General features: G+C 41.3%; 14 protein-coding genes and 1 pseudogene. 8 read left to right on the plus strand and 7 right to left on the minus strand.

All coding sequences use genetic code 11. The features are described 5' to 3' along the window. The first annotated feature begins 257 nt into the window (after positions 1-257). Entirely contained in the window at positions 258-923 is a 666-nt protein-coding gene (locus tag IQ264_RS23685) for an esterase/lipase family protein (protein ID WP_193983506.1), read from the plus strand. Here IQ264_RS23685 and IQ264_RS23690 read toward each other — a convergent pair. After that, positions 853-1,284 (minus strand): VOC family protein, encoded by a 432-nt coding sequence (locus IQ264_RS23690; RefSeq protein WP_193983508.1) that lies wholly within the window; start codon positions 1,282-1,284, stop codon positions 853-855. The two genes, IQ264_RS23685 and IQ264_RS23690, sit on opposite strands and share 71 nt — an antisense overlap. A 31-nt stretch (positions 1,285-1,315) precedes the next feature. Here IQ264_RS23690 and IQ264_RS23695 point away from each other — a divergent pair, with 31 nt between their 5' ends. The 3 genes from IQ264_RS23695 to IQ264_RS23705 all read left to right on the plus strand — a co-directional run bounded on the left by IQ264_RS23695 (position 1,316) and on the right by IQ264_RS23705 (position 4,038). Continuing rightward, on the plus strand, positions 1,316-2,083 hold the full coding sequence (locus IQ264_RS23695) for a TIGR00297 family protein (protein WP_193983511.1): 768 nt from the start codon (positions 1,316-1,318) through the stop codon (positions 2,081-2,083). 484 nt (positions 2,084-2,567) lie between these two features. Then, positions 2,568-3,836, plus strand: a complete 1,269-nt coding sequence (locus tag IQ264_RS23700) for a PPC domain-containing protein (protein ID WP_193983513.1) — start codon at positions 2,568-2,570, stop codon at positions 3,834-3,836. A gap of 43 nt (positions 3,837-3,879) precedes the next feature. Further along, the gene (locus IQ264_RS23705) at positions 3,880-4,038 is read left to right on the plus strand and encodes a hypothetical protein (protein WP_193983515.1); all 159 of its coding nucleotides are present in this window, start codon (positions 3,880-3,882) and stop codon (positions 4,036-4,038) included. A gap of 141 nt (positions 4,039-4,179) precedes the next feature. Here the strand turns inward: IQ264_RS23705 and IQ264_RS23710 are convergent, their stop codons facing one another. Together IQ264_RS23710 and IQ264_RS23715 are read right to left on the minus strand one after the other, a co-directional pair. Next, complete coding sequence (locus IQ264_RS23710) at positions 4,180-5,055, minus strand: SDR family oxidoreductase (RefSeq protein WP_193983517.1); 876 nt, start codon at positions 5,053-5,055, stop codon at positions 4,180-4,182. A 330-nt stretch (positions 5,056-5,385) separates the two neighbouring features. Then, positions 5,386-5,865, minus strand: a complete 480-nt coding sequence (locus tag IQ264_RS23715; RefSeq protein ID WP_193983519.1) for a cupin domain-containing protein — start codon at positions 5,863-5,865, stop codon at positions 5,386-5,388. Positions 5,866-6,036: 171 nt separating this feature from the next. On the opposite strand from IQ264_RS23715, the gene IQ264_RS23720 reads away from it, so the two are divergent. Further along, positions 6,037-6,588: a hypothetical protein gene (locus IQ264_RS23720; protein WP_193983521.1), complete on the plus strand. Its 552-nt coding sequence runs from the start codon at positions 6,037-6,039 to the stop codon at positions 6,586-6,588. 66 nt (positions 6,589-6,654) lie between these two features. Further along, complete coding sequence (locus tag IQ264_RS23725; protein ID WP_228061762.1) at positions 6,655-6,792, plus strand: hypothetical protein; 138 nt, start codon at positions 6,655-6,657, stop codon at positions 6,790-6,792. 11 nt (positions 6,793-6,803) lie between these two features. On the opposite strand, the gene IQ264_RS23730 is transcribed toward IQ264_RS23725, so the two are convergent. The 3 genes and pseudogenes from IQ264_RS23730 to IQ264_RS23740 form a co-directional block, all read right to left on the minus strand. Further along, entirely contained in the window at positions 6,804-7,172 is a 369-nt protein-coding gene (locus IQ264_RS23730; RefSeq protein ID WP_193983523.1) for a hypothetical protein, read from the minus strand. 333 nt (positions 7,173-7,505) lie between these two features. Continuing rightward, the gene (locus IQ264_RS23735; RefSeq protein ID WP_228061763.1) at positions 7,506-7,664 is read right to left on the minus strand and encodes a hypothetical protein; all 159 of its coding nucleotides are present in this window, start codon (positions 7,662-7,664) and stop codon (positions 7,506-7,508) included. Positions 7,665-7,759: 95 nt separating this feature from the next. Beyond that, a pseudogene (locus tag IQ264_RS23740) lies at positions 7,760-7,996 on the minus strand (reverse transcriptase N-terminal domain-containing protein); the annotation flags it as partial. 307 nt (positions 7,997-8,303) lie between these two features. On the opposite strand from IQ264_RS23740, the gene IQ264_RS23745 reads away from it, so the two are divergent. Together IQ264_RS23745 and IQ264_RS23750 are read left to right on the plus strand one after the other, a co-directional pair. Then, the gene (locus tag IQ264_RS23745) at positions 8,304-14,240 is read left to right on the plus strand and encodes a trifunctional serine/threonine-protein kinase/ATP-binding protein/sensor histidine kinase (RefSeq protein WP_193983525.1); all 5,937 of its coding nucleotides are present in this window, start codon (positions 8,304-8,306) and stop codon (positions 14,238-14,240) included. A 428-nt stretch (positions 14,241-14,668) separates the two neighbouring features. Beyond that, entirely contained in the window at positions 14,669-20,548 is a 5,880-nt protein-coding gene (locus IQ264_RS23750) for a trifunctional serine/threonine-protein kinase/ATP-binding protein/sensor histidine kinase (protein WP_228061764.1), read from the plus strand. A 573-nt stretch (positions 20,549-21,121) separates the two neighbouring features. On the opposite strand, the gene IQ264_RS23755 is transcribed toward IQ264_RS23750, so the two are convergent. Then, on the minus strand, positions 21,122-21,535 hold the full coding sequence (locus IQ264_RS23755) for a hypothetical protein (RefSeq protein WP_193983529.1): 414 nt from the start codon (positions 21,533-21,535) through the stop codon (positions 21,122-21,124). Between the last annotated feature and the right edge of the window lie 250 nt (positions 21,536-21,785).

Below are 21,785 nucleotides of genomic sequence, written 5' to 3' on the forward strand. Positions count from 1 at the left end.
TCAGATGTGGATAAGAGACCGCCATCTCCCCATCAGCCTAAATATTCAATTTAAATGCGTAGCAGTTTAGTGGGTAGTGGGTAGTAGGTAGTAGGAATCCCATTACCCATTACCTACTACCTACTACCTACCTCAATTTAATAACTAGCAACTTGCGTTAATAACAAATTATGTGCCAGCGGAGGGGCTGTCAGCTGTCCAAGCAAGAACGATCGCACAAAGCCTAAACTAAAACTAAGCAATGCTTGGAAAACACTATGAACAGCGCCCCTAAATCCAACCCAGTACTCTTAGTTCACGGCATGAACGATACAGCCACAGTTTTCTGTAAAATGTCTCCCCAATTAGCAACAAAAGGCTGGCAAGTCCATGACATAGACTTAACTCCGAATAATTGCGATCGACCTCTTGACTACCTAGCTCAACAAATTGCTAATTATATAGAAAAAACTTTTCCTCCCAAACAACCGATCGATATTGTTGGGTTTAGTATGGGAGGAATCGTCAGTCGTTACTATATTCAAAGGTTAGGCGGAATCGATCGCGTACAACGTTTCATCACCATTTCCTCACCTCATCACGGCACCGTTTTAGCATATCTTGTCGATCGTCCTGGCAGTCTTCAAATGCGACCAGATAGCCCATTTTTGGCAGACTTAAATCGCGATCTTGCCATGTTGGAACGGATTAACTTTACTTCCATCTGGACACCTTATGACTTAATGATTGTGCCTGCCAGTAGTTCTCGAATGCCAGTAGGTCGAGATGTGCAAGTTCCAGTTCCCTTTCATGCCTGGATGATTACCGATCCTAAAGCAATTGCCACAGTAGTAACTGCCCTTTCTGAACCAATCAGACAGCATCACCCACTTGGGCAAACTCCGCTTCCCCAAAAATTGCCGAAAATTGACAGTAAAATTTAAACTCCAAAAAATTGTCAAACGGATCTTCTAAAAAGAAAGTCCGATGTTCCGTAGGGAAGCCCACAAATCTTCGTTTCGGTTTTTGGTGAAAACGCAGTTGCTTTTCCTGCGCCCTCGCTAACAAACTTTCCCAATCTGCTTCTTGAGTGAAAATTAAACCAAAATGTCTGGGATAAATCCCTTTTTGCGGCGCAAGCAATTCTTTAGTAACATGAGCAACGATTTGATGCCCGTAAAGATTGAGAATTAAAGAATCTGCCGCTTCTCGACCAACTTCGCACCCCAAACCATCGACATAAAACTCTTTAGTTTGGGTGATGTTACCCACAGGAAAGGCAAGATGAAATAATACTTGATTCATAATTTACTGTTTCAGACAAGGCTGGTATTCAATGTTTACTTCTATTTATTCGCTAAATCCCTGGTTAATTGCAGTGGGATTAAACACAGTTTTATTATCGATCGCTTGGGTAATCCCGAAAAAACTACTCACCCCAGCAGGTTTATTCCACGCTTGGTTACTAGGTGTTCTGATTTGGGGAACTCTCGGCTGGCAAGGTTACGTAGTAGTCATGTTTTATTTCCTCGCAGGATCGGCAGTCACCCGCATCGGTATGGCTCAAAAAGAAGCCGAAGGCATAGCCGAAAAGCGTTCTGGTGCTAGAGGACCTGAAAATGTTTGGGGTTCAGCGGCTACTGGTGCCCTTTGTGCTTTAGCTGTAGCTGCTATTACTTGGGGCTTTCTCCCCCCCAGTCTACAGCCTTTACTTTTACTCGGTTACGTCGCCAGTTTTAGCACCAAACTTGCCGATACTTGCGCCAGCGAAGTTGGCAAAGCTTACGGCAAACGCACTTTTCTGATTACCACTTTACAACCTGTAGCTAGGGGAACTGAAGGTGCTGTTAGTTTAGAGGGAACTTTGGCAGGAATCATTGGTTCAGTAGCGATCGCTCTTGTCGCTTGGGGTGTTGGTTTAATAAATTTAGTAGGTGTCGGTTTATGCGTCATCGCCGCATTTATTGGCACCAATATAGAAAGCGTCATTGGCGCAACTCTGCAAACAAAAATTAGCTGGTTAACCAATGAAGTAGTGAATGCTATCAATACTTTTGTCGGTGCGATCGCAGCAATCCTCTTAGCTTTAATATTTATCCAATGATAAACATTCGGGGCTTTTAATGAATAGAAATTAAAGGTGTGTTACCACCGAACCCTTGTAGAGACGTTGTATACAACGTCTCTACTCAGATCTTGCAGCAATGGAGGTAGAACCTCCTTTCACCTCGTTCCCAGGTTGAACCTGGGAACGAGAAACAGAGGCTCCGCCTCTTAGTGCAAGATCTCAGGATACATTCTTTTTTGGAGAGGTCTATTAGTGTTCGTTACTTTATTGCTAGGAATAAAATATCAAGCTTAACTTTGTTAAAAAATTCTTTATTACTTGTAAATAAATCCCAAAGTCTTTTTTACTGTTATATACTTAAGTAAGGATACTTATTGTACAAAGAATAGTCTCAGCAGTCGCATCTTCCATCTATTACGAATATGAAAAATGGCACGCTTTTATGACATAGCGAGTGCCAAATGCTTTGTGTTTTTTTTACAAAAATATTGCTAACTCTTCGTTTTAAGAGGAAAAAATCATGGCAGTCAATCTTTTTGATGCTAAATTTTATGCTGCTCTTTATCCTGATTTAGCCGCAGCTGGTTTAACTACCCCGCAACAACTAGAAGCCCACTTCCGCGCAGCTGGTATTAACGAAGGAAGAGTAGCTTCAGCTTTTTTTAGTCCTACATATTATGGCAAAACCTATCCCGATTTAGGAAAGGCGGGTTTAACGACTAACGGACAGTTGTTCAGCCATTTAGAAAATGCTGGTGCAAATGAAGGACGGCGTTCTTCAGTTACTTTTAGCCCTTATTTTTACAAAGCAGTTAATCCTGACTTAGCAGCTGCTGGGTTCAATAACGAGCAATTGTATCAACACTTTAGTGTATATGGTTCGAGCGAAGGACGTGCTTCCTCGGAATTTTTCAACGCACCTTTCTATTTAGCAACTTATAGCGATTTGAAAGCGGCTTTTGGGAATAATTATCAAAAAGCACTGCGACACTTTTTGGATAATGGTATTCAGGAAGGACGGGTAGGTTCGCCAGCAGTTTCTCTTTCCATAGATCCGGGTAATGTATCTAGTAGTGCTTACGATTTAGGCGATTTAATTGCTAAAGGAACTTTTAATGGTTCCGTAGGTACTGGCGATCGCGATGACTATTACAGGTTTCGTGTAGTCGATCCGATTAATCTTAACTTAAATCTTTCTGGATTGAATGATACTACTGCTCTGAAACTCTTTGCAGATAGTAATAATAACAGTCAAGTTGATTCAGGTGAAGAAATAGCCAGTGTTAATGGTAACGCTTTGACTCCCGCAGTCATTAACAAGACCTTGGGTGCTGGTTATTATTATATTGATGTGTTAACCGAAAACCCTGCAAGTAATACCTTGTACACTCTAGCAATGTCTCCTTCGGTTATTAAGTCTACCAATACTGTAGACCCAGGAAATAACCAAGCTACTGCTTTCAGTCTGGGTACTATTAGTGGTAGCCGCACGGTAAGTGATTTTGTGGGTAGTACTGATAACCTGGACTTCTACAGTTTTGTCTTGGATGGTAACAAGAATCTCAACCTTTCACTCAACGGTACAACTGATTTAGCTTCCGCTATCCTTTACCGAGATACTAATAACAATGGTCAGTTTGATAGTACAGAAATCTTGGGTAGTGTCAATTCCTCTAACAATAGCCTTGGTACTTTGACACAAAACTTGGGCGCAGGTACTTACTTTATCGAAGTATTTACCAACACTCCCACAGCTAACACCAGCTATAACATGACTGTAGCGGTATAATCAATTTTCCCTCAATCATAATTGTCTAATATCGATTACCTAAATGTTTGCGAAAGATGCTTGGGAAAGGGCGGGTTTTGATTTTAATCTGATGGCTAGGTATTCCAGGCTTTTGGCTAAACCCGCCCCTACTTTATTTCTATCAATTATTTGGGTAAACGATATAGCAGAAGGCTTTTATGCAGAAGGAAAAACCTTATAAAACAAGGGTTATGACTTTTCATCTTGCCTTAACCGCCAAGGCGGTTGCTATAGCAGTATAAGTCTGAAAAAGGCGATCGCACAGCGACACTGCACGATCGCCTTTTCAACTAAAAGTTGACTTTTGCAAGAGGTCTTTTGTTTACACTCCCAAATAGCGGCGCAAAAACATTTCCAAAGTTTCTAACTTGAAATTAAAAGTTGATTCCAAGTTAGCAATTTCGTCACTGGTACAAAAGAATTCATTTCCCAGTAATACTCGCAGAGTTCCTAAAGAATCTTTGGCAAAAGGATTAAATACACCGATCGCACTTCGCACCCCATCAAACATAAACAAAGGCACACCAACCACAAATGGTTCTTGGTTAAAAATCTTGCCAAAGATTTGCGGAATTTCGCCTCGTTCTAAAATTTCTGGCCCCCCAACAGGAAAGATTTTATTCTTTGCGGCTGGTACATTAACCGATTCTACAGCAATGCGAGCTAAATCATCAGTACTCACAATTGAAGAACGATTTTTTGGGTCTCCAACTAACAAATAAATCCCCGTTTCCCGGAATCTTTCTGCTAATTCCAAAACATTAGAAGCAAATCCTGAAGGACGCAATATAGTGTAATTTAAACCACTAGCTTGCAAGTATTTTTCTACTTCTCGTTTAGCTTTAAAAGTCGGCGCATCTTCGTATCCTCGATCGGCACCGAGCACAGAAATAAACACAAAATGTTCTACTCCAGAGGCTTTTGCTTGGTCAATTAATTCAATGTTCGCTCGATAATCAACTGCTGAAGGATTTCCCTCACCACCATGAGCACTGATAATATATTTAACTCCCTGGCAAGCTTTGTGAATATCTTTGTCTTGTTGTAAATCACCGATAAATATTTCGCTGCCTCGGTATTCTAATTCCCCGTAACGTGAGGTAAGGCGGACAAATGAACGTACTGGCTTTATGCGATCGCGTAATAAACGCACTATCCGGCGACCTAAATCTCCAGTTGCTCCAGTTACTAGAAACATAATGGTACTTCCTTTTTGCGATCGATAGAGCGATCGTCTGTGTTTTCATCACTCTTAAAAAATCATAGCTCAATCGCTCGAAGACTAGGTTAAAAATTTGGCGATCGCATGAATAAACATGATTTTTTAATTTAACAAAAACAACTTCGCTGAATGTTCCATTAGTTTGGAGTAATAAGTTAAAGTGATAAGTAACTAACTACGATCGCATTCCAGTATTTTAGGCATAAACAAAACTGACTTCTGTTCTGTTTATGCTTCTTATATATTTGGGTTCAATAACTTCTAATTCTGAATCATAACGGTGAACTAATTTAACTCCCCGAAAATTCAATATGGTTGACCATCTTTATGAGTAAATTGCCATTTTCCATCTACCAGCATCGCTTGTAGATCTTCATCAGGATAAGTGACTACATCACCGGGCGTGCGATCGCCTATTTCCAGGTAAACAACTTCCTCATTGGTATAGTTAACCAAGCAATGGGCATTACCAGAACCTGCCCGAAAACCTGCACACATACCAGGAACTAGCTGCTGTTCCCCTTCATCTGTGATTAATGTGGGACAACCTTGCAAAACATAAATAAACTCATCTTGGGTAGTATGGGCATGACGAAGAGCAGAAGATGCCGATGGCTTTAATCGTGTGAGGTTCACACCAAAATTTTTTACTCCAAACAAATCGCCCAAAATGCGTTTCTCTTTTCCTTCCATTCGGCTAGCAAATGGTTCTGGATAAATACTCTTCTTCGCACGAGGAGCTACTTCGCTAGCTGTAATTGCGATCGGATAGTTGAAGTCTGACATATCATCAATTCGTTATTGGTAAAAACAGAGAATTTGTTTATTATATAACAGATTTAGAAGGAGATATTCTCATCGGCTAAAAGATAAAAATTGAGCAGATAAACTAGCATCGTCACAGCCAAGAGGCATAAACTAAACTTAGTTATTGGTTTATCTACTTGGATGAGAAACATGAATGAAAATTTAGCTGTTATCTTGGGTGAATTTCAAGCACAAATATATTGGTTGCATGATGCTCTTGAGTTTACAGAATTAGCAACCACTGCCGCTAATATCTATACAAAACTTGGATATAGTCAACAACAGTCAGCAACCGCAGGTAAATTAATCAGTGAAGCATATCAATTAGCTGATGATGCCGATCGTGCTTATCAAGTGGGTGATTATGATAAAGAATTGCAGTTTTATTATGAAGTAAAAGATAAATTGATTCAAGTAGAAAATACGCTCAATTACCCAAATAGTATTGCCATACATCAAATGCAATGGTGGCGACACTTTCGCCATAAACAGAAACTACAAATTATCATACACTTGTTTTTACAACATTTAAAGGCTGTGGGGTTTGTTCACTTTTTGACGGCGATTAAACTGACATATTTTCTCATGGAAATATGCAGAGTACACAAACAGCGCGGTCTAGAAACCACCAAACACAATGCGATAAAATACTGGGAAGAACTACTGAAAACTAAACCCCAACAATACCCTTATCTTGGGTGATGCAAATCTGTTGAATCGAATGCGATCGCACAGTTAGATCTTCCCAACAGATCGGCAGACAAACCAATGAATAAAAATATCAGATTAGTATTGCAGGTCGCTACAACTAAACCCAGACAACAACTAGAATCAGTACTAATCGCTAAATGGAAATCACCTTTTAACAAACAAAATTGGGATGTTTGGGGAACACCATTTGTTTGAATTTTGGCATCCTATCGATTCAGAAGATAATTGTTGGGATTGGTTAGCCTATTATCTCTGATTCCGCCATTAATACCCGGAGAAATAAATGTTCCAGTCGGGTTAATTGTGTTTTTATCAATAGTGATTTGAGTGCCATTGGGATAGTAGTAAGTTGTAGAGCCATTTCCGCGAGGAACGGCAACAGTAGGAGATATGATGCCAGATCTAGGTGTAGAAATTGTTCCATTTCCATAAACACGAGTTCCTGGTGGATAATTCAGCAAATTCCCACTACCATATTGTTGTTGATTCGATGAGTTCGTGGTTTGAGCATTGACATTCACTGCACTTAAACCACAAGCCACTGCTAATACTAAAGTTAACCATCCATATTTCATGACTTCACCTGTTAATAGTTGCTAACTAATTAGAATCTTAATACTTTTAGTTTAGATATTTCCTCAGTCTAATTGTATAATGAAGTGAGAAATTTTGTGGGTTCATAGTTTATTGTTTAGTAACAATCAACCAAGGAAAAAATAACAAAAGCTAGTGTCTGCTGCAAACAAAACGCAATCCACAACTCAAAACCACACTGACCAAATCCAAAGTGTTGTAGAACGTCTGACTTTTGCTTCCCCGGAAGCAGCTTTGTATCCTTGCTGCCTAATTTCCTTCAGTTTCATTGTTTTCTTCGTTAGCTAAATAAGGCGATCGCGCTGGTATAAACTTTATTGCCTGTTGATGCGAATCAACTCCGTTAAGATGCTGTCCAAGCTACCGTTAACTTGAATTCGATCTATCTTCTCAGCTATTCGTTCTAGTACTTCCAATTCCTTAAGGCGCAAGGCAACAGGATTATCTTCCATCACTTTGGCAGTGTTCAACATACTACGAGTCGCGGCAGTTTCTTCACGGCGACGTACTACGTTAGCTTGAATCGTTCTTGACGAGAACAGGACTGGTCAGAGGTGGAAACCCGACAAGGGGTTAAACTTTTCATCCCATCTACTCCGGCTGTTTTCTTGCCCTGGTTATCCTGAGTTACCCAGCGCACAGCTATTACCTTAGCCGACCAAGAATTAATCAAGGTCTTTTGAAGCTTGCGGACTGCTCGAATATCTTCACGTTGAGAGGCTTGGAATATGCGCTTTTGTAGCTTAAAAAAAATCCGTAGTCTGACATTTTGGGGTGTGGGATGTAGGTTTAAACACTTGCCCAAGTATCATTTTTTTTTTTGCTAAATTTTACTTATATTTAGTAAGCTAGAAATCAGCCTTTTTTACAATACCTTGAAAGGAATATTTCTATTCCTATTGGCAGACATCGTTGATACAATTAGGTTATTAATCCAGTTTCTGCGTCGATACTTCCCATGAAACATACAATTTTTGGCAAAAACCATTTTTTAGGTAAGTTGAGAATCCTGTTTATTTGTCAATGGATTTTGGAAAATAGGGAGTAATATTCCTGCTTGTAAAAGAAAGGTTCTGCATTGTTAAACTAGATTTAGAAGGGGCAAATAGAATATGGCTGCTATTACAAATCTGTTGGATTATCAGATTACCGAACAAATTTATGCAGGTTCTAGAACTTTAGTATATCGAGGGATTCGGCAGAGTGCTAGTGCAGGCTCTTCAAAGGATTATCAACAACCTGTGGTAATCAAAATATTACGCAATCAATATCCCACCTTTAGCGAACTGGTGCAATTTCGCAATCAGTACACTATTGCGAAAAACCTCAATCACCCTGGAATCATTCAAACTTATAACCTAGAGCCATATCAAAATGGTTATGCCTTAGTAATGGAAGACTTTGGAGGAATTTCCTTAAAAGAATGGATATTGAAACAGAAAAACCCACTATCTATTCAAGAATTTTTAATTTTAGCGATCGCCATTTCCGAAACCTTAGATATTCTGTATCGGGAACGGATTATTCACAAAGATATTAAACCCAACAATATTTTAATTAACCCTCAAACTAAACAAGTTAAATTAATCGATTTTAGTATTGCATCTTTACTACCAAGAGAAACTCAAACTCTCATCAATCCCAATGTATTAGAAGGAACAATTGCTTACATTTCTCCCGAACAAACTGGCAGAATGAACCGGGGAATTGATTACCGAACAGATTTTTATTCCCTTGGTGTCACTTTCTACGAATTACTGACAAGAAACTTGCCATTCCAATCAAACGATCCGATGGAATTAGTGCATTGCCATATCGCCAAAGCTGCACCTTTGGTACGCGAAATAAACCCACAAATTCCATCTGTACTTTCAGAGATTATCAGCAAATTGATGGCAAAGAATGCGGAAGATCGCTATCAGAGTGCGTTAGGACTGAAATACGATTTAGAAAAATGTTTATGTCAGTTAAAAGAAACTGGAGAAATTCATAGGTTTGAAATTGGACGAAGGGATGTGTGCGATCGCTTTCTCATCCCCGACAAACTCTACGGACGAGAAACCGAAGTTGAAACTCTATTACAAGCCTTTGAAAGAGTTGCTAACCCCCCTCAATCCCCCCTTAGCAAGGGGGGACATAGGGGGGTAGAAATGATGCTAGTCGCTGGCTTTTCCGGCATTGGAAAAACAGCAGTTGTCAACGAAGTTCACAAACCCATTGTGCGGCAACGCGGTTATTTTATCAAAGGGAAATACGACCAATTTCAACGTAATATTCCTTTGAGTGCATTTGTCCAAGCATTTCGAGATTTAATGGAGCAATTATTAACTGAAAGTGATGCACAAATTCAGCACTGGAAAAGCCAAATATTATCAGCAGTTGGAGAAAATGGTCAGGTAATTATTGAAGTCATACCCGAATTATCAAGAATTATTGGCGAACAACCACCAGCTATAGAATTATCAGGAACGGCGGCAGAAAATAGATTTAATTTATTGTTTCAAAAATTCACCCAAGTCTTTACCAGTGCTGAACATCCATTGGTGATGTTTTTAGATGATTTGCAATGGGCAGATTTGGCATCGCTGAAGTTAATGGAACTTTTAATGGCTGATACGAGTTATCTTTTGTTAATTGGTGCGTACCGCGATAACGAAGTTAATCCAGCACATCCATTAATCTTAACCTTGAGTGAGATGCAAAAAAACCAAGCAACGATTAATACGATTACTTTAGCGCCATTGAGTCAAGTCAAAGTAAATCAATTAGTTGCTGACACACTGAAATGTCCAGAAACTTTGGCATTACCTCTTTCTCAATTAATCTTTCAAAAAACTCAAGGAAATCCGTTTTTCGCTACCCAGTTTCTCAAAGCATTACATCAAGAGCGACTGATTCAATTCACCCCCCCAACTCCCCCCGATCGAGCCGGGGGATGGCAATGTGACATTGCACAAGTGAACCAGCAAGCAGTTACAGAGGATGTTGTGGCCTTTATGGGTTTTCAATTGCGAAAACTACCGCCATCAACTCAACAGATATTGCAGTTAGCAGCTTGTATTGGCAATCAGTTCGATCTCTCAACTTTGGCAATTGTTTCAGAAAAATCAGAAATTGAAACGTCGGCGGATTTATGGAAAGCATTACAAGAAGGCTTGATTTTGCCGATCGGCGATGTTTATAAGTTTTATCAGGGAGAAGAAAATGAAAGATTGGTAGTGGAACATGAAAATACTACTAAACAAATAGCCAAGTATAGATTTCTACATGACCGAGTACAACAAGCTGCTTATTCCCTGATTCCCGACGAACAGAAAACAGCAACTCATCTAAAAATTGGACAATTACTTCAACAAAAGTTCTCCGAGTTAGAGCAAGAGGAAAAACTGTTCGATCTGGTCGGGCATTTTAATTTAGGAAGTGAGTTAATTACTCAACCGCCAGAACGAGAAGCCTTAGCTCAACTTAACTTAAAAGCGGGACAGAAAGCCAGAAATTCTACAGCATACACTGCGGCAAGAGTTTATCTGCAAAAAGGGATTGAGTTACTGACAGCTAACTGCTGGCAAGAGCAATATAAATTGGCTCTGAATCTCCATGTTGCTGCTACGGAAGCCGCTTATTTGAATGCCGATCTTGACAGCATGGAACAGATGGCTGCACTGGTGTTAGAAGAAGCTCAAACAATTTTAGACAAAGTTAAAATTTACGAAATTCAAATCGTCGCCCAGACAGCCCAGGGCCAGATGTTTGAAGCTATTGCAGTCGGAAGAGATGCACTCTTTCAATTGGGGGTTGAACTCCCAATTGCACCTGACGAAGCCAAAATTGCTAAAGCGCTGCAAACCGTAGCCAGTCTTCAAGGTGATAGAGGGATTGAGGAATTAGTCGATCTACCTGTAATGAGCGAGCGCCAGACTCAGGCAGCTATGCAACTCTTAGGATTATTATTTTCATCGATTCTACCAGCAATGCCGGGATTACTGCCCATCCTGAGTGCGACGATGGTGAGTTTATCACTCCAGTTTGGCAATGCACCAGGCTCGACTGTGGGGTATGCGATTCACAGTATGGTGTTGTGTGCTTTTTTGGGAGAAGTGAAAACAGGGTATAGCTTTGGGCGATTAGCAATCAACTTGCTGGATCGATTTAATGTCGGGGAATTCAAATGTAAAGTTCTATTTCTGTTTTCGGTCTGGGTTCAACATCATCAAGAATCGCTCATGGTAACAACACTGACGATGAAAGATGGCTATGCAACGGGTATAGAAACTGGTGATTTTCTCAACGCTGGCTATAACTCGCTTAATTACTTTATTGCCAAATTTTTTGCTGGGGTAGAACTGGATATTTGGGAACAGGAAATAGCAGATTACAGGGCTGTTTTAGTGCAGATAAAACAACATTCTGCCCTAACTTATTTGGATATGACGCAGCAAACTGTACATAACTTGAAGGAAGCCCGGATTCTGTCAGATTGCTTAGTTGGCAATGCCTATGATGAAATGGTGATGATTCCTAAGCACCATCAGGACAAGGATCTTTGTGCGATCGCTCTTGCTTACACTTACAAACTGATGTTGGCATACTTTTTTGGTAACTACACCTCTGCCCTAGAATATAGTACCCAAGCGAAACAGTATTTAATAGCACTATCAGGGATGAGTTGTATTCCCAATTTCCATTTCTATACAGTTCTGACGCATTTGGCACTCTTCACCACACAGCCAGAGCAGGAGCAAGCCGAACTTCTCGCTTTGGTGGAAGACCATCAAACTATTTTGCAACAGTGGGCGCAGAATGCTCCCATGAATCATCAGCATAAATGGTATTTAGTTGAAGCCGAAAAACATCGGGTTTTAGGCAATAAAGCCGAAGCAATTGAACATTACGATCGTGCCATCATTGGAGCCAAAGCCAACGAATACATTCAAGAAGAAGCACTAGCCAATGAACTAGCCGCCAAATTTTACCTCGACTGGGGTAAAGCACGCATTGCTGCCGAATACATGACGAACGCCTACTATGGCTATGCTCGTTGGGGCGCTAAAGCCAAAGTCGCCGACTTGGAGCGATGCTATCCCGAACTTCTCGCCCCCATCCTCCAGCAAATCCGTTCTCCCCTCTCCACTCAAGAAACTATCTTCGCATTGGGGAGTAGCTCCAGCAGTTCTCCCAGTTCCAGCAGTAGCAGCGCCTCTGTAGCTTTCGATCTAGCAGCCATTCTCAAAGCTTCTCAAACTATCTCAGGTGAAATCGAATTTGAAAAACTACTCTCGGCATTGCTTTCTATTGTCATCGAAAATGCGGGGGCCCATAAATGCGTGTTCATGCTCTTGCGAGACAATCATTTACTGATCGAAGGGTCAATTATCGAGGGTGCGGAGCCAGTCGTGTTGCAGCACCTTGCCATTGAGGAGAGTCAGGACATTCCCCACAAGCTGATTTACAAAGTGAAGCACAACAGGCAGACCACTGTGCTGCTTGATGCGACGGCAGATCCGACTTTAGCCAATGACCCGTATATCATTCGTCAGCAGCCGAAAAGTATCTTGTGCAGCCCGATTTTGCATCAGGGCAAGTTGATGGGCATTTTATATCTAGAAAATACTTTAGTAACGGGGGTATTTACAAACGATCGCGTCGAACTCCTAAATTTACTTTGCGCTCAAGCTGCTATTTCTTTAGAAAATGCCCGACTTTATGAACGAGAACAGGAAAAATCTCAGTCCTTACAAGCATCACTAGAAAAACTACAAAAAACCGAAGTATCTCTAGCTAAGGAAAGAGAGTTTTTGAATGCCATCATTCACAATATTACCGATGGAATTGTTGTCTGCGATGCTAGTGGGACTTTGACCCTGTTTAACAAAGCAACTCGTGAATTTCATGGCTTACCAGTGGAATCATTACCGCCAGAACAATGGGCAGAATATTTTTCACTCTATCAACCGGATGGTATAACACCCCTAGCAAAAACGGAAATTCCTCTGTTTCGCGCTTGGCAAGGAGAAATCGTTGAAAATGCCGAAATGGTAATTGTACCTAAGCAAGGTTCTCGGAGAAGTTTGTTAGCTAGCGGACAAGCAATCTACGATCCTTGGGGTAACAAAGTTGGTGCAGTAGTTGTGATGCGAGATATTAGCGATCGCAAAATCGCAGAACTTGCCTTACAACAAAAATCAGTGGAATTAGAACAAGCATTACATAACTTACAAAACGCTCAATTACAAATAATCCAAAGTGAAAAAATGTCGGCTTTAGGTAATTTAGTAGCTGGGGTGGCGCATGAAATGAATAACCCCCTTGGTTTTATCTCTGCCAGTCTTTTAGAAACTAAACCGACTATTGCCGAACTAATCGAACACTTGCAACTCTATCAAGAAACTTTCCCCAACCAAAGCGAGCAAATTATCGACCATGCCGAAGAAATCGATTTGGAATATAGCATAGAAGACTTACCTAAGATAATCGATTCCATGTCGGCAGCCTGCGACAGGCTCAAAAATATCAGTACCAGTTTACGTACTTTCTCTCGTGCCGATCGAGATTACAAAGTGCCATTTAATATCCATGAAGGTATCGATAGTACACTGTTAATTCTCAAACATCGTTTGAAAGCCAATGACCAACGTCCGGCGATCGAAGTGATTACCAACTACGGTAATTTACCGCCAGTTGAGTGTTTTCCCGGTCAACTAAATCAGGTATTTATGAATATTATTGCTAACGCGATCGATGCAATAGATGAGTCAAATAATCAGCGAAGCTTTGCCGAAATTAAAGCTAATCCCAACCGCATTACTATTACTACTTCCATAAAAGATAATTGTGTAAAAATTGCCATTGCTGATAATGGTAAAGGCATAAGCGAATCAGTCAAATCAAAAATATTTGACCATTTATTTACGACGAAATCTGTGGGTAAAGGAACGGGATTGGGATTGGCGATCGCTAAGTCTATAATTGAATCAACCCACAACGGCAAATTGAGTTGCAACTCTGTTCTCGGTCAGGGTACGGAATTTCTCATTGAAATTCCTTCATAATAATTAGCTAACCTGAGTTCGCCAGAAAAAATCGCTAAAAGTCTTGATTCTAAGTAGTCGAGCAAAAGTCAACCATACAGTATTAAATTTTGTAAAAATCACACCATCGTTGGATTGTCAACGATTGACCATCTTCATAAAAGTTAATATAGTTAACATTATTTATGTTCAACTACTTTTGTGGGTTATATTGGAAGTTTTCCAAATTGGAAATTAACCAGTAAAATAGTTGAAATTGAGAATAATCTTAACTATAATTGATAACGCTTAACGCTAACGTAAACTTGCATAAAAAAAATGAATCAATGCTTGATTTCCAAGGTTGACAAGTTTAGGCTTAGCGCGAATTCAGGTTAGCTAGGTTTGGTAAATTTAATCAAAGATTTGGGCATAATCAATCTAGGAAGTTATCAGGATTTAGTAAGATGATGAGCGCTTTATTCAATCTGACTGAATATCGCATTACCGAACAAATCTACAATGGTTCGAGAACCCTTGTTTATCGAGGTTATCGACAAGATGGAAAACCTGTAGCAATCAAACTGCTGAAAAATCCTTATCCTAGCTTCTCTGAAATAGTCCAATTTCGCAATCAATATACCATTGCCAAAAATCTGAATTCACCCCTAATCGTCCAAACTTATAGCCTAGAACCTTACCAAAATGGCTATGCTTTGGTCATGGAAGATTTTGGTGGAATTTCTCTCAAGGAATGGAAAATGAGAGGAAATCTCCAATCTTTACAAGAGTTTTTAGAGATCGCGATCGCACTGTGCGACACCTTAAATTTACTCTACCAAGAGCGCATCATTCACAAAGACATTAAACCCAGCAATATATTAATCAATCCCGAAACCAAACAAGTTAAATTAATTGACTTTAGTATTGCATCTTTATTACCAAGAGAAACTCAAGCACTCGTCAATCCTAATGTATTAGAAGGAACACTAGCTTATATATCCCCCGAACAAACAGGTAGAATGAATCGAGGGATAGACTATCGCACAGACTTCTACTCACTTGGTGTAACTTTCTACGAATTACTCACGGGAAAGTTACCTTTTGCCTCCAACGACCCGATGGAGTTGGTACATTCTCATATTGCCAAAATCGCACCATTAGTAGACGAAATTAATCCAGAAATTTCATCTGTAATATCAAAAATTGTCAGTAAATTGATGGCGAAGAATGCTGAAGACCGCTATCAGAGTGCATTAGGACTGAAATTCGATCTAGAAAATTGTCTGCATCAGTTACAAGTTTCGGGTAAGATTGAAAGTTTTGAAATAGCGAGTCGGGATGTGTGCGATCGCTTCATCATCCCTGACCAACTCTACGGACGAGAAACCGAACCAGCAACTTTACTACAAGCCTTTGAAAGAGTTGCTAACCCCCCTATGTCCCCCCTTAGCAAGGGGGGACATAGGGGGGTAGAAATGATGCTGGTTGCAGGGTTTTCGGGAATTGGGAAAACAGCAGTTGTCAACGAAGTGCATAAACCAATTGTTCGCCAACGCGGTTATTTTATCAAAGGCAAATACGACCAATTTCAACGCAACATTCCTTTGAGTGCTTTTGTCCAGGCTTTTCGTGACTTGATGGGGCAATTGCTGAGTGAAAGCGATACTCAATTGTTGCAGTGGAAAGAGAAAATCTTATCTGCTTTAGGTGAAAATGGGCAAGTTTTAATCGATGTCATTCCCGAACTAGAGCAAATTATCGGCAACCAGCCAGCAGTCCTAGAACTCAGTGGTAGTGCAGCTTTAAACCGCTTCAACTTGTTATTTGGCAAGTTCATTGCGGTGTTTGCGACACAGCAGCATCCTTTGGTAATGTTTCTCGATGACTTGCAGTGGGCAGATTCCGCTTCACTAAGCTTGATGCAAGTGTTGATGAGTCAAAGCGAGATGGGCTATCTGCTAATAATTGGAGCCTATCGGGATAACGAAGTCTTTGCGGCTCATCCCTTAATGCTAATACTTGAGGAGATGAAGAAAGACTTAGCAATCATCAGTACCCTGACTCTAGCTCCATTAAGTCAATCTCATATCGATCGTTTGGTGGCTGACACCCTCAGTTGTTCCCCGATCGCAGCGCAACCTTTGAGCGAGTTAGTTTATCAAAAAACCAAAGGCAACCCCTTCTTTGCCACCCAATTTCTCAAAGCTTTGCATCAGGATGGCTACATTGCTTATGACTTCAATGTGGGACATTGGCAGTGCGATATTGCAGCAGTGAAATTGCTCTCGCTTACTGATGATGTAGTCGAGTTCATGGCGCTGGAACTGCAAAAGTTACCCGATGCAACCCAAAATGTCCTCAAACTTGCTGCCTGTATTGGCGCTCAATTCGATCTAGAGACATTGGCTATAGTTTCAGAATTTTCTGCAACCGATGCCGCAACAGCATTGTGGAAAGCCTTGCAATCAGGCTTGATTTTGCCCACCAGTCAGACTTATAAGTTTTTTCAGTGTACACACCAGTCAGACTTAGAGGATACAGTTAATCCAACCTATCGATTTTCACACGATCGCGTTCAGCAAGCCGCCTATTCGCTGATTCCCGATGACAACAAACAAGCAACCCACCTGCAAATTGGACAGCTACTTCAGCAAAAGCTCTCGGAAACAGAGCAAGCAGAAAAGCTGTTTGATATTGTCGGACATCTGAACCGAGGACGGGCATTACTCACACAACCGAGCGATCGAGAAGCGCTAGCACAACTGAATTTGAAAGCGGGAACGAAAGCCAGAAATGCGACTGCATACACTGCTGCAAGGGTTTATCTACAAACTGGGATGGATTTACTCCAGCCAGACTGCTGGCTTCATCAGTACGAACTGACGCTAAATCTATATGTAGCCGCCGCCGAAGCCAGTTACTTGAATGGTGACATTGAGGGCATGGAACAGCAAGCCGCATTCGTATTGCAGCAAGCACAGACAATTTTCGACAAAGTGAAAATTTACGAAATTCAAATTGCGGCACAAACGGCCCAGAGCCAAATGTTAGAGGCTGTTGCTGTCGGAAGAGAGGCACTGAGTCAATTAGGGGTGGAGCTTCCGAGTACGCCGGATGAAGCCCAAATCGGCAAAGTGCTACAAGACCTTGCTAACCAACAGAGCGGCAACGATCTGTCCGCCCTGGTAAATTTACCCAGCATGACCAATCCCACCGCCCAAGCCGCGATGCAAATCTTAGGAGTGCTATTTACACCAGTGCTCCAGGGAATGCCGGGATTACTGCCCCTATTGGGCGCAACGATGGTGCAGTTATCACTCCAGTTTGGCAATGCCCCCGCCTCGGTGGTAGGATATGCGCTTCATGGCATGGTGCTGTGTGCTTTTTTGAGCGAAATCGAAACAGGCTATGGATTTGGGAGATTAGCACTCGCGTTGCTGGAACGGTTGAATGCTCAGGGCACGAAGTCTCTTACTCTAACTTTGTTCGGGGCTTTCATCCAACATCACCAGGAAGCGCTCAGAACAACGCTACCGATGCTGAAAAATGGCTACACGGCAGGTATGGAAACAGGCGATTTCCTCTCTGCTGGTTACAGCTTAATATCTTACGTAAATATTGCGGTTTTCGCGGGTGTAGACCTGGACACTTTAGCATCCGAATTCGCCGCTTACAGTGCTGCGCTGGCTCAGATGAAACAAGATTCGGCACATTTTCATTCAAATGCAGTGCGGCAAACGGTGCAGAATTTGAGAGAGACGGTGAACCAACCCGATTACTTAATTGGCACTATCTACGATGAAACAGTGACGCTGCCGAAGCACCAGCAGGACAAGGATCTCACTTCGCTTGCCCTTGTCTACATCTATAAACTGCTGCTTGCCTACTGCTTTGGCAATTACCAGGCTGCCTTCGACTACATCACTCAAAGCAAGTCCTACTTAATGGCAGTATCAGGATTGGTTTTTATTCCCGCTTTCCATTTCTATGCCGCACTAACGTACCTGGCACTCTTCCCCACCCAGCCACAAACCGAGCAAGCCGAGCTTCTTGCTGCGATCGCCACCCATCAAACGACTCTGCATCAATGGGCGCACAATGCCCCCATGAACTACTTGCACAAATGGTATCTGGTAGAAGCAGAAAGATGCCGGGTGTTGGGTGAAAAAGTTGCTGCCAGTGAATGTTACGATCGGGCGATCGCGCTGGCGATCGAACACCAATTCATCCACGAAGCAGCATTAGCCAACGAACTGGCGGCAAAGTTTTACCTGGAATGGGGCAAACAACGCATAGCCCAAGAATACATGACTGAAGCTTACTATGGTTATGCTCGCTGGGGTGCAAAGGCCAAAGTTGCCGACTTAGAAAAACGCTACCCGCAACTGCTGGCTGCGATATTACAGCAAACCCGCGCCGCCCTCTGTGTCAACGAAACCGTCTTTGCCTTGGGGAGTGTCACATCCATTAGTTCTGCCACTTCTAGCAGTAGTGTCTCAGATACCCTAGATTTAGCTGCCATTCTCAAAGCTTCTCAAACTATCTCAGGCGAAATCGAACTGTCCAAACTGCTTTCATCGTTGCTTTCCATTGTCATCGAAAATGCGGGGGCCCATAAATGCGTGTTTATGCTGATGCTGGACGATCGCCTGTTAATCAAAGGGTCAATTACCACAGCTTCAAAGCCAGTTATCTTGCAGAGTCTTCCGATTGAAGAGAGTCAGGACATTCCCCATAAACTGATTTACAAAGTCAAGCATGATAGGCAGACTGTTGTGCTGCTGGATGCAAGTGCCGATCCGACTCTCGCCAACGATCCTTATATTATCCGTCAGCAGCCGAAAAGTATCTTGTGCAGCCCGATTTTGCATCAAGGTAAGTTGATGGGCATTTTATATCTAGAGAATAATTTAGTAACGGGAGCGTTTACCCATGAGCGCGTCGAACTCCTAAATCTCCTTTGCGCTCAAGCTGCTATTTCTCTAGAAAATGCTCAATTGTATGAGCGATCGCTAGAATATTCTCAACAACTAGAGCGCTCGGTCGATCGGTTAAGTGCCGCAAAATCTCGGTTGCAAGCATCCCAGCAACGACTCCAGCTATTGGTTGAGCAAACTCCAGTAGCCGTCATAGAGTGGGATATCAATTTTCAGGTTACTGACTGGAACCCAGCAGCAGAACGAATCTTTGGCTATACCAAGCAGGAAGCTTTGGGTCGTCACTTCACATTCATCGTTCCTGAAGCGATTCAAGCACAACTAGAGGGTGTGAGCGTCGATATTATATCGCAGCAGGGTGGTAATTACATTATTAATGAAAATCTCACAAAGGATGGTAAAACGATTATTTGTGCTTGGTATAACAATGTGCTTGTGAATGCGGATGGCGAGTTAATAGGAGTTGCTTCGCTGGCAGATGATATTACCGATCGCCAAATCGCAGAACAAGCATTACAACAAAAATCAGTGGAATTAGAACAAGCATTACATAACTTACAAAACGCTCAATTACAAATAATCCAAAGTGAAAAAATGTCGGCTTTAGGTAATTTAGTAGCTGGGGTAGCACATGAAATGAATAATCCCCTTGGTTTTATCTCTGCCAGTCTTTTAGAAACTAAACCGACTATTGCCGAACTAATCGAACACTTGCAACTCTATCAAGAAACTTTCCCCCACCAGAGCGAAGAAATTAAAGACCATGCCGAAGAAATCGATTTGGAATATAGCTTAGAAGACTTACCTAAGATAATCGATTCCATGTCGGCGGCGTGTGACAGGCTCAAAAATATCAGTACCAGTTTACGTACTTTCTCTCGTGCCGATCGAGATTACAAAGTGCCATTTAATATCCATGAAGGTATCGATAGTACACTGTTAATTCTCAAACATCGTTTGAAAGCAAACGACCAACGTCCGGCGATCGAAGTGATTACTAACTACGGTAATTTACCGCCAGTTGAGTGTTTTCCCGGTCAACTAAATCAGGTATTTATGAATATTATTGCCAATGCGATCGATGCAATAGATGAGTCAAATAATCAGCGAAGCTTTGCCGAAATTAAAGCTAATCCCAATCAAATTACCATTGAAACTTCCCGTGCTGACAACCAGGTGAAGATTGCGATCGTAGATAATGGTAAAGGCATAAGCGAATCAGTCAAAGAAAAAGTTTTCGACCATTTATTTACGACCAAAGCGGTTGGGAAAGGGACGGGATTGGGATTGGCGATCGCTAAGTCTATAATAGTCGAAAAACATGGCGGTTCCATTGAAGTTAATTCTACCCCAGGCCAAGGGACTGAATTTACAATTGTTTTACCAACAAAATCTGGACAAAACAGTTAATTTACCGAACGGCTTTGAGAGCTTCGTTTCAGGGGGCAACAAGAACCCCCAAAGTAATATGTTAATCGTTGGTCATAGTTGAAGATATAAGAATTTGTTACAACTCTTTAAGTGATTACTTACCTTTGCTATTAACTAAATGGCTCGGCTTTACTAGCAATTTACCGCATCTGAATTGATGAATTTCCCTGCTGTCAAAAGTAAAGTTATTTATCATCTTGCAGCAGATGTTAAAGGAAATGGTAAGTTAATAAGTGAAGCAACAAAGCTTCATCAGATAAAGATTACAGCTAAAGTCCACTATTAACTAAGGAGGAAAAAAGCTGTTTTATCTAAAATCGATTCGGTTAACTAACAACAGCACTCAACAACTAGAAAACTGATATTTCCTCAACTAAAAAATGGGAGTAAGACAACTAAGCTTTAGTTCTTCAGTGTCTCTCCAAGTAGGATTGATTAATAGAGGAAATTACTCGGTATGTCCAGTTTGGGTGCTGTTGTTGTGAAATTTAGATTTGGGCAAAATATTAAGTTGTAGACATATCTTCCCGTAATGCCACTCGCGTAAACAGTTCAAATTTCATGATTTTGTCTGAATATGACCTGAGAATTTTTCTTAGCAGTGACTAAAAAAACTTGTCTTGTACCTGGGACATCTCGTGATGGTGGACACTCACGATAACGCCCAAAGTTAGCACCTTCTTCCCCTGGTTGAACTACAGTGGCATCCCAACCATAATTGTGCAATAAATCTTCTGGTCGATCGCACCCAAACTGCCAATGCCGTAACACCCGTCCGCGATCGCTTTTTCTAGCCTTTTCCCCAACTTCAATTGACTTTACACTAACAAAATCAGCACCCAAAAAACTACCATCAACACTAAGCTCAGAAATTGGCGAAAATAGAAGGTTCGTGTCATCAGGTGCAGCCTTGTAAAGTTTTGTAAAAATGACCCATTTTTTCGGCTTAATTGATAAGAAAGACAAATGAGAACTTTGCCTAGTTTGTCTCCTTCTAGGCAAAGTACAATGAAAATATCAACCTCAGCATGAGGACTTGACCCATGCTATCTATCACTATCCAACATCCATTTCCGGCAAAGATATTTTGGCTCTCCCGTACCTGTGGGGATAAGTAAATCTTATTTAAATAAACAAGCTAACAGCTTTTCTCGCAAAGATTCAAAGCTTTTAAAGCCATAGCTTTGTCGAATAATGAGCTTAATTCTATTATTAA

This window comes from [Phormidium] sp. LEGE 05292, from assembly GCF_015207735.1.
Classification (GTDB): Bacteria; Cyanobacteriota; Cyanobacteriia; order Cyanobacteriales; family Aerosakkonemataceae; genus Floridanema.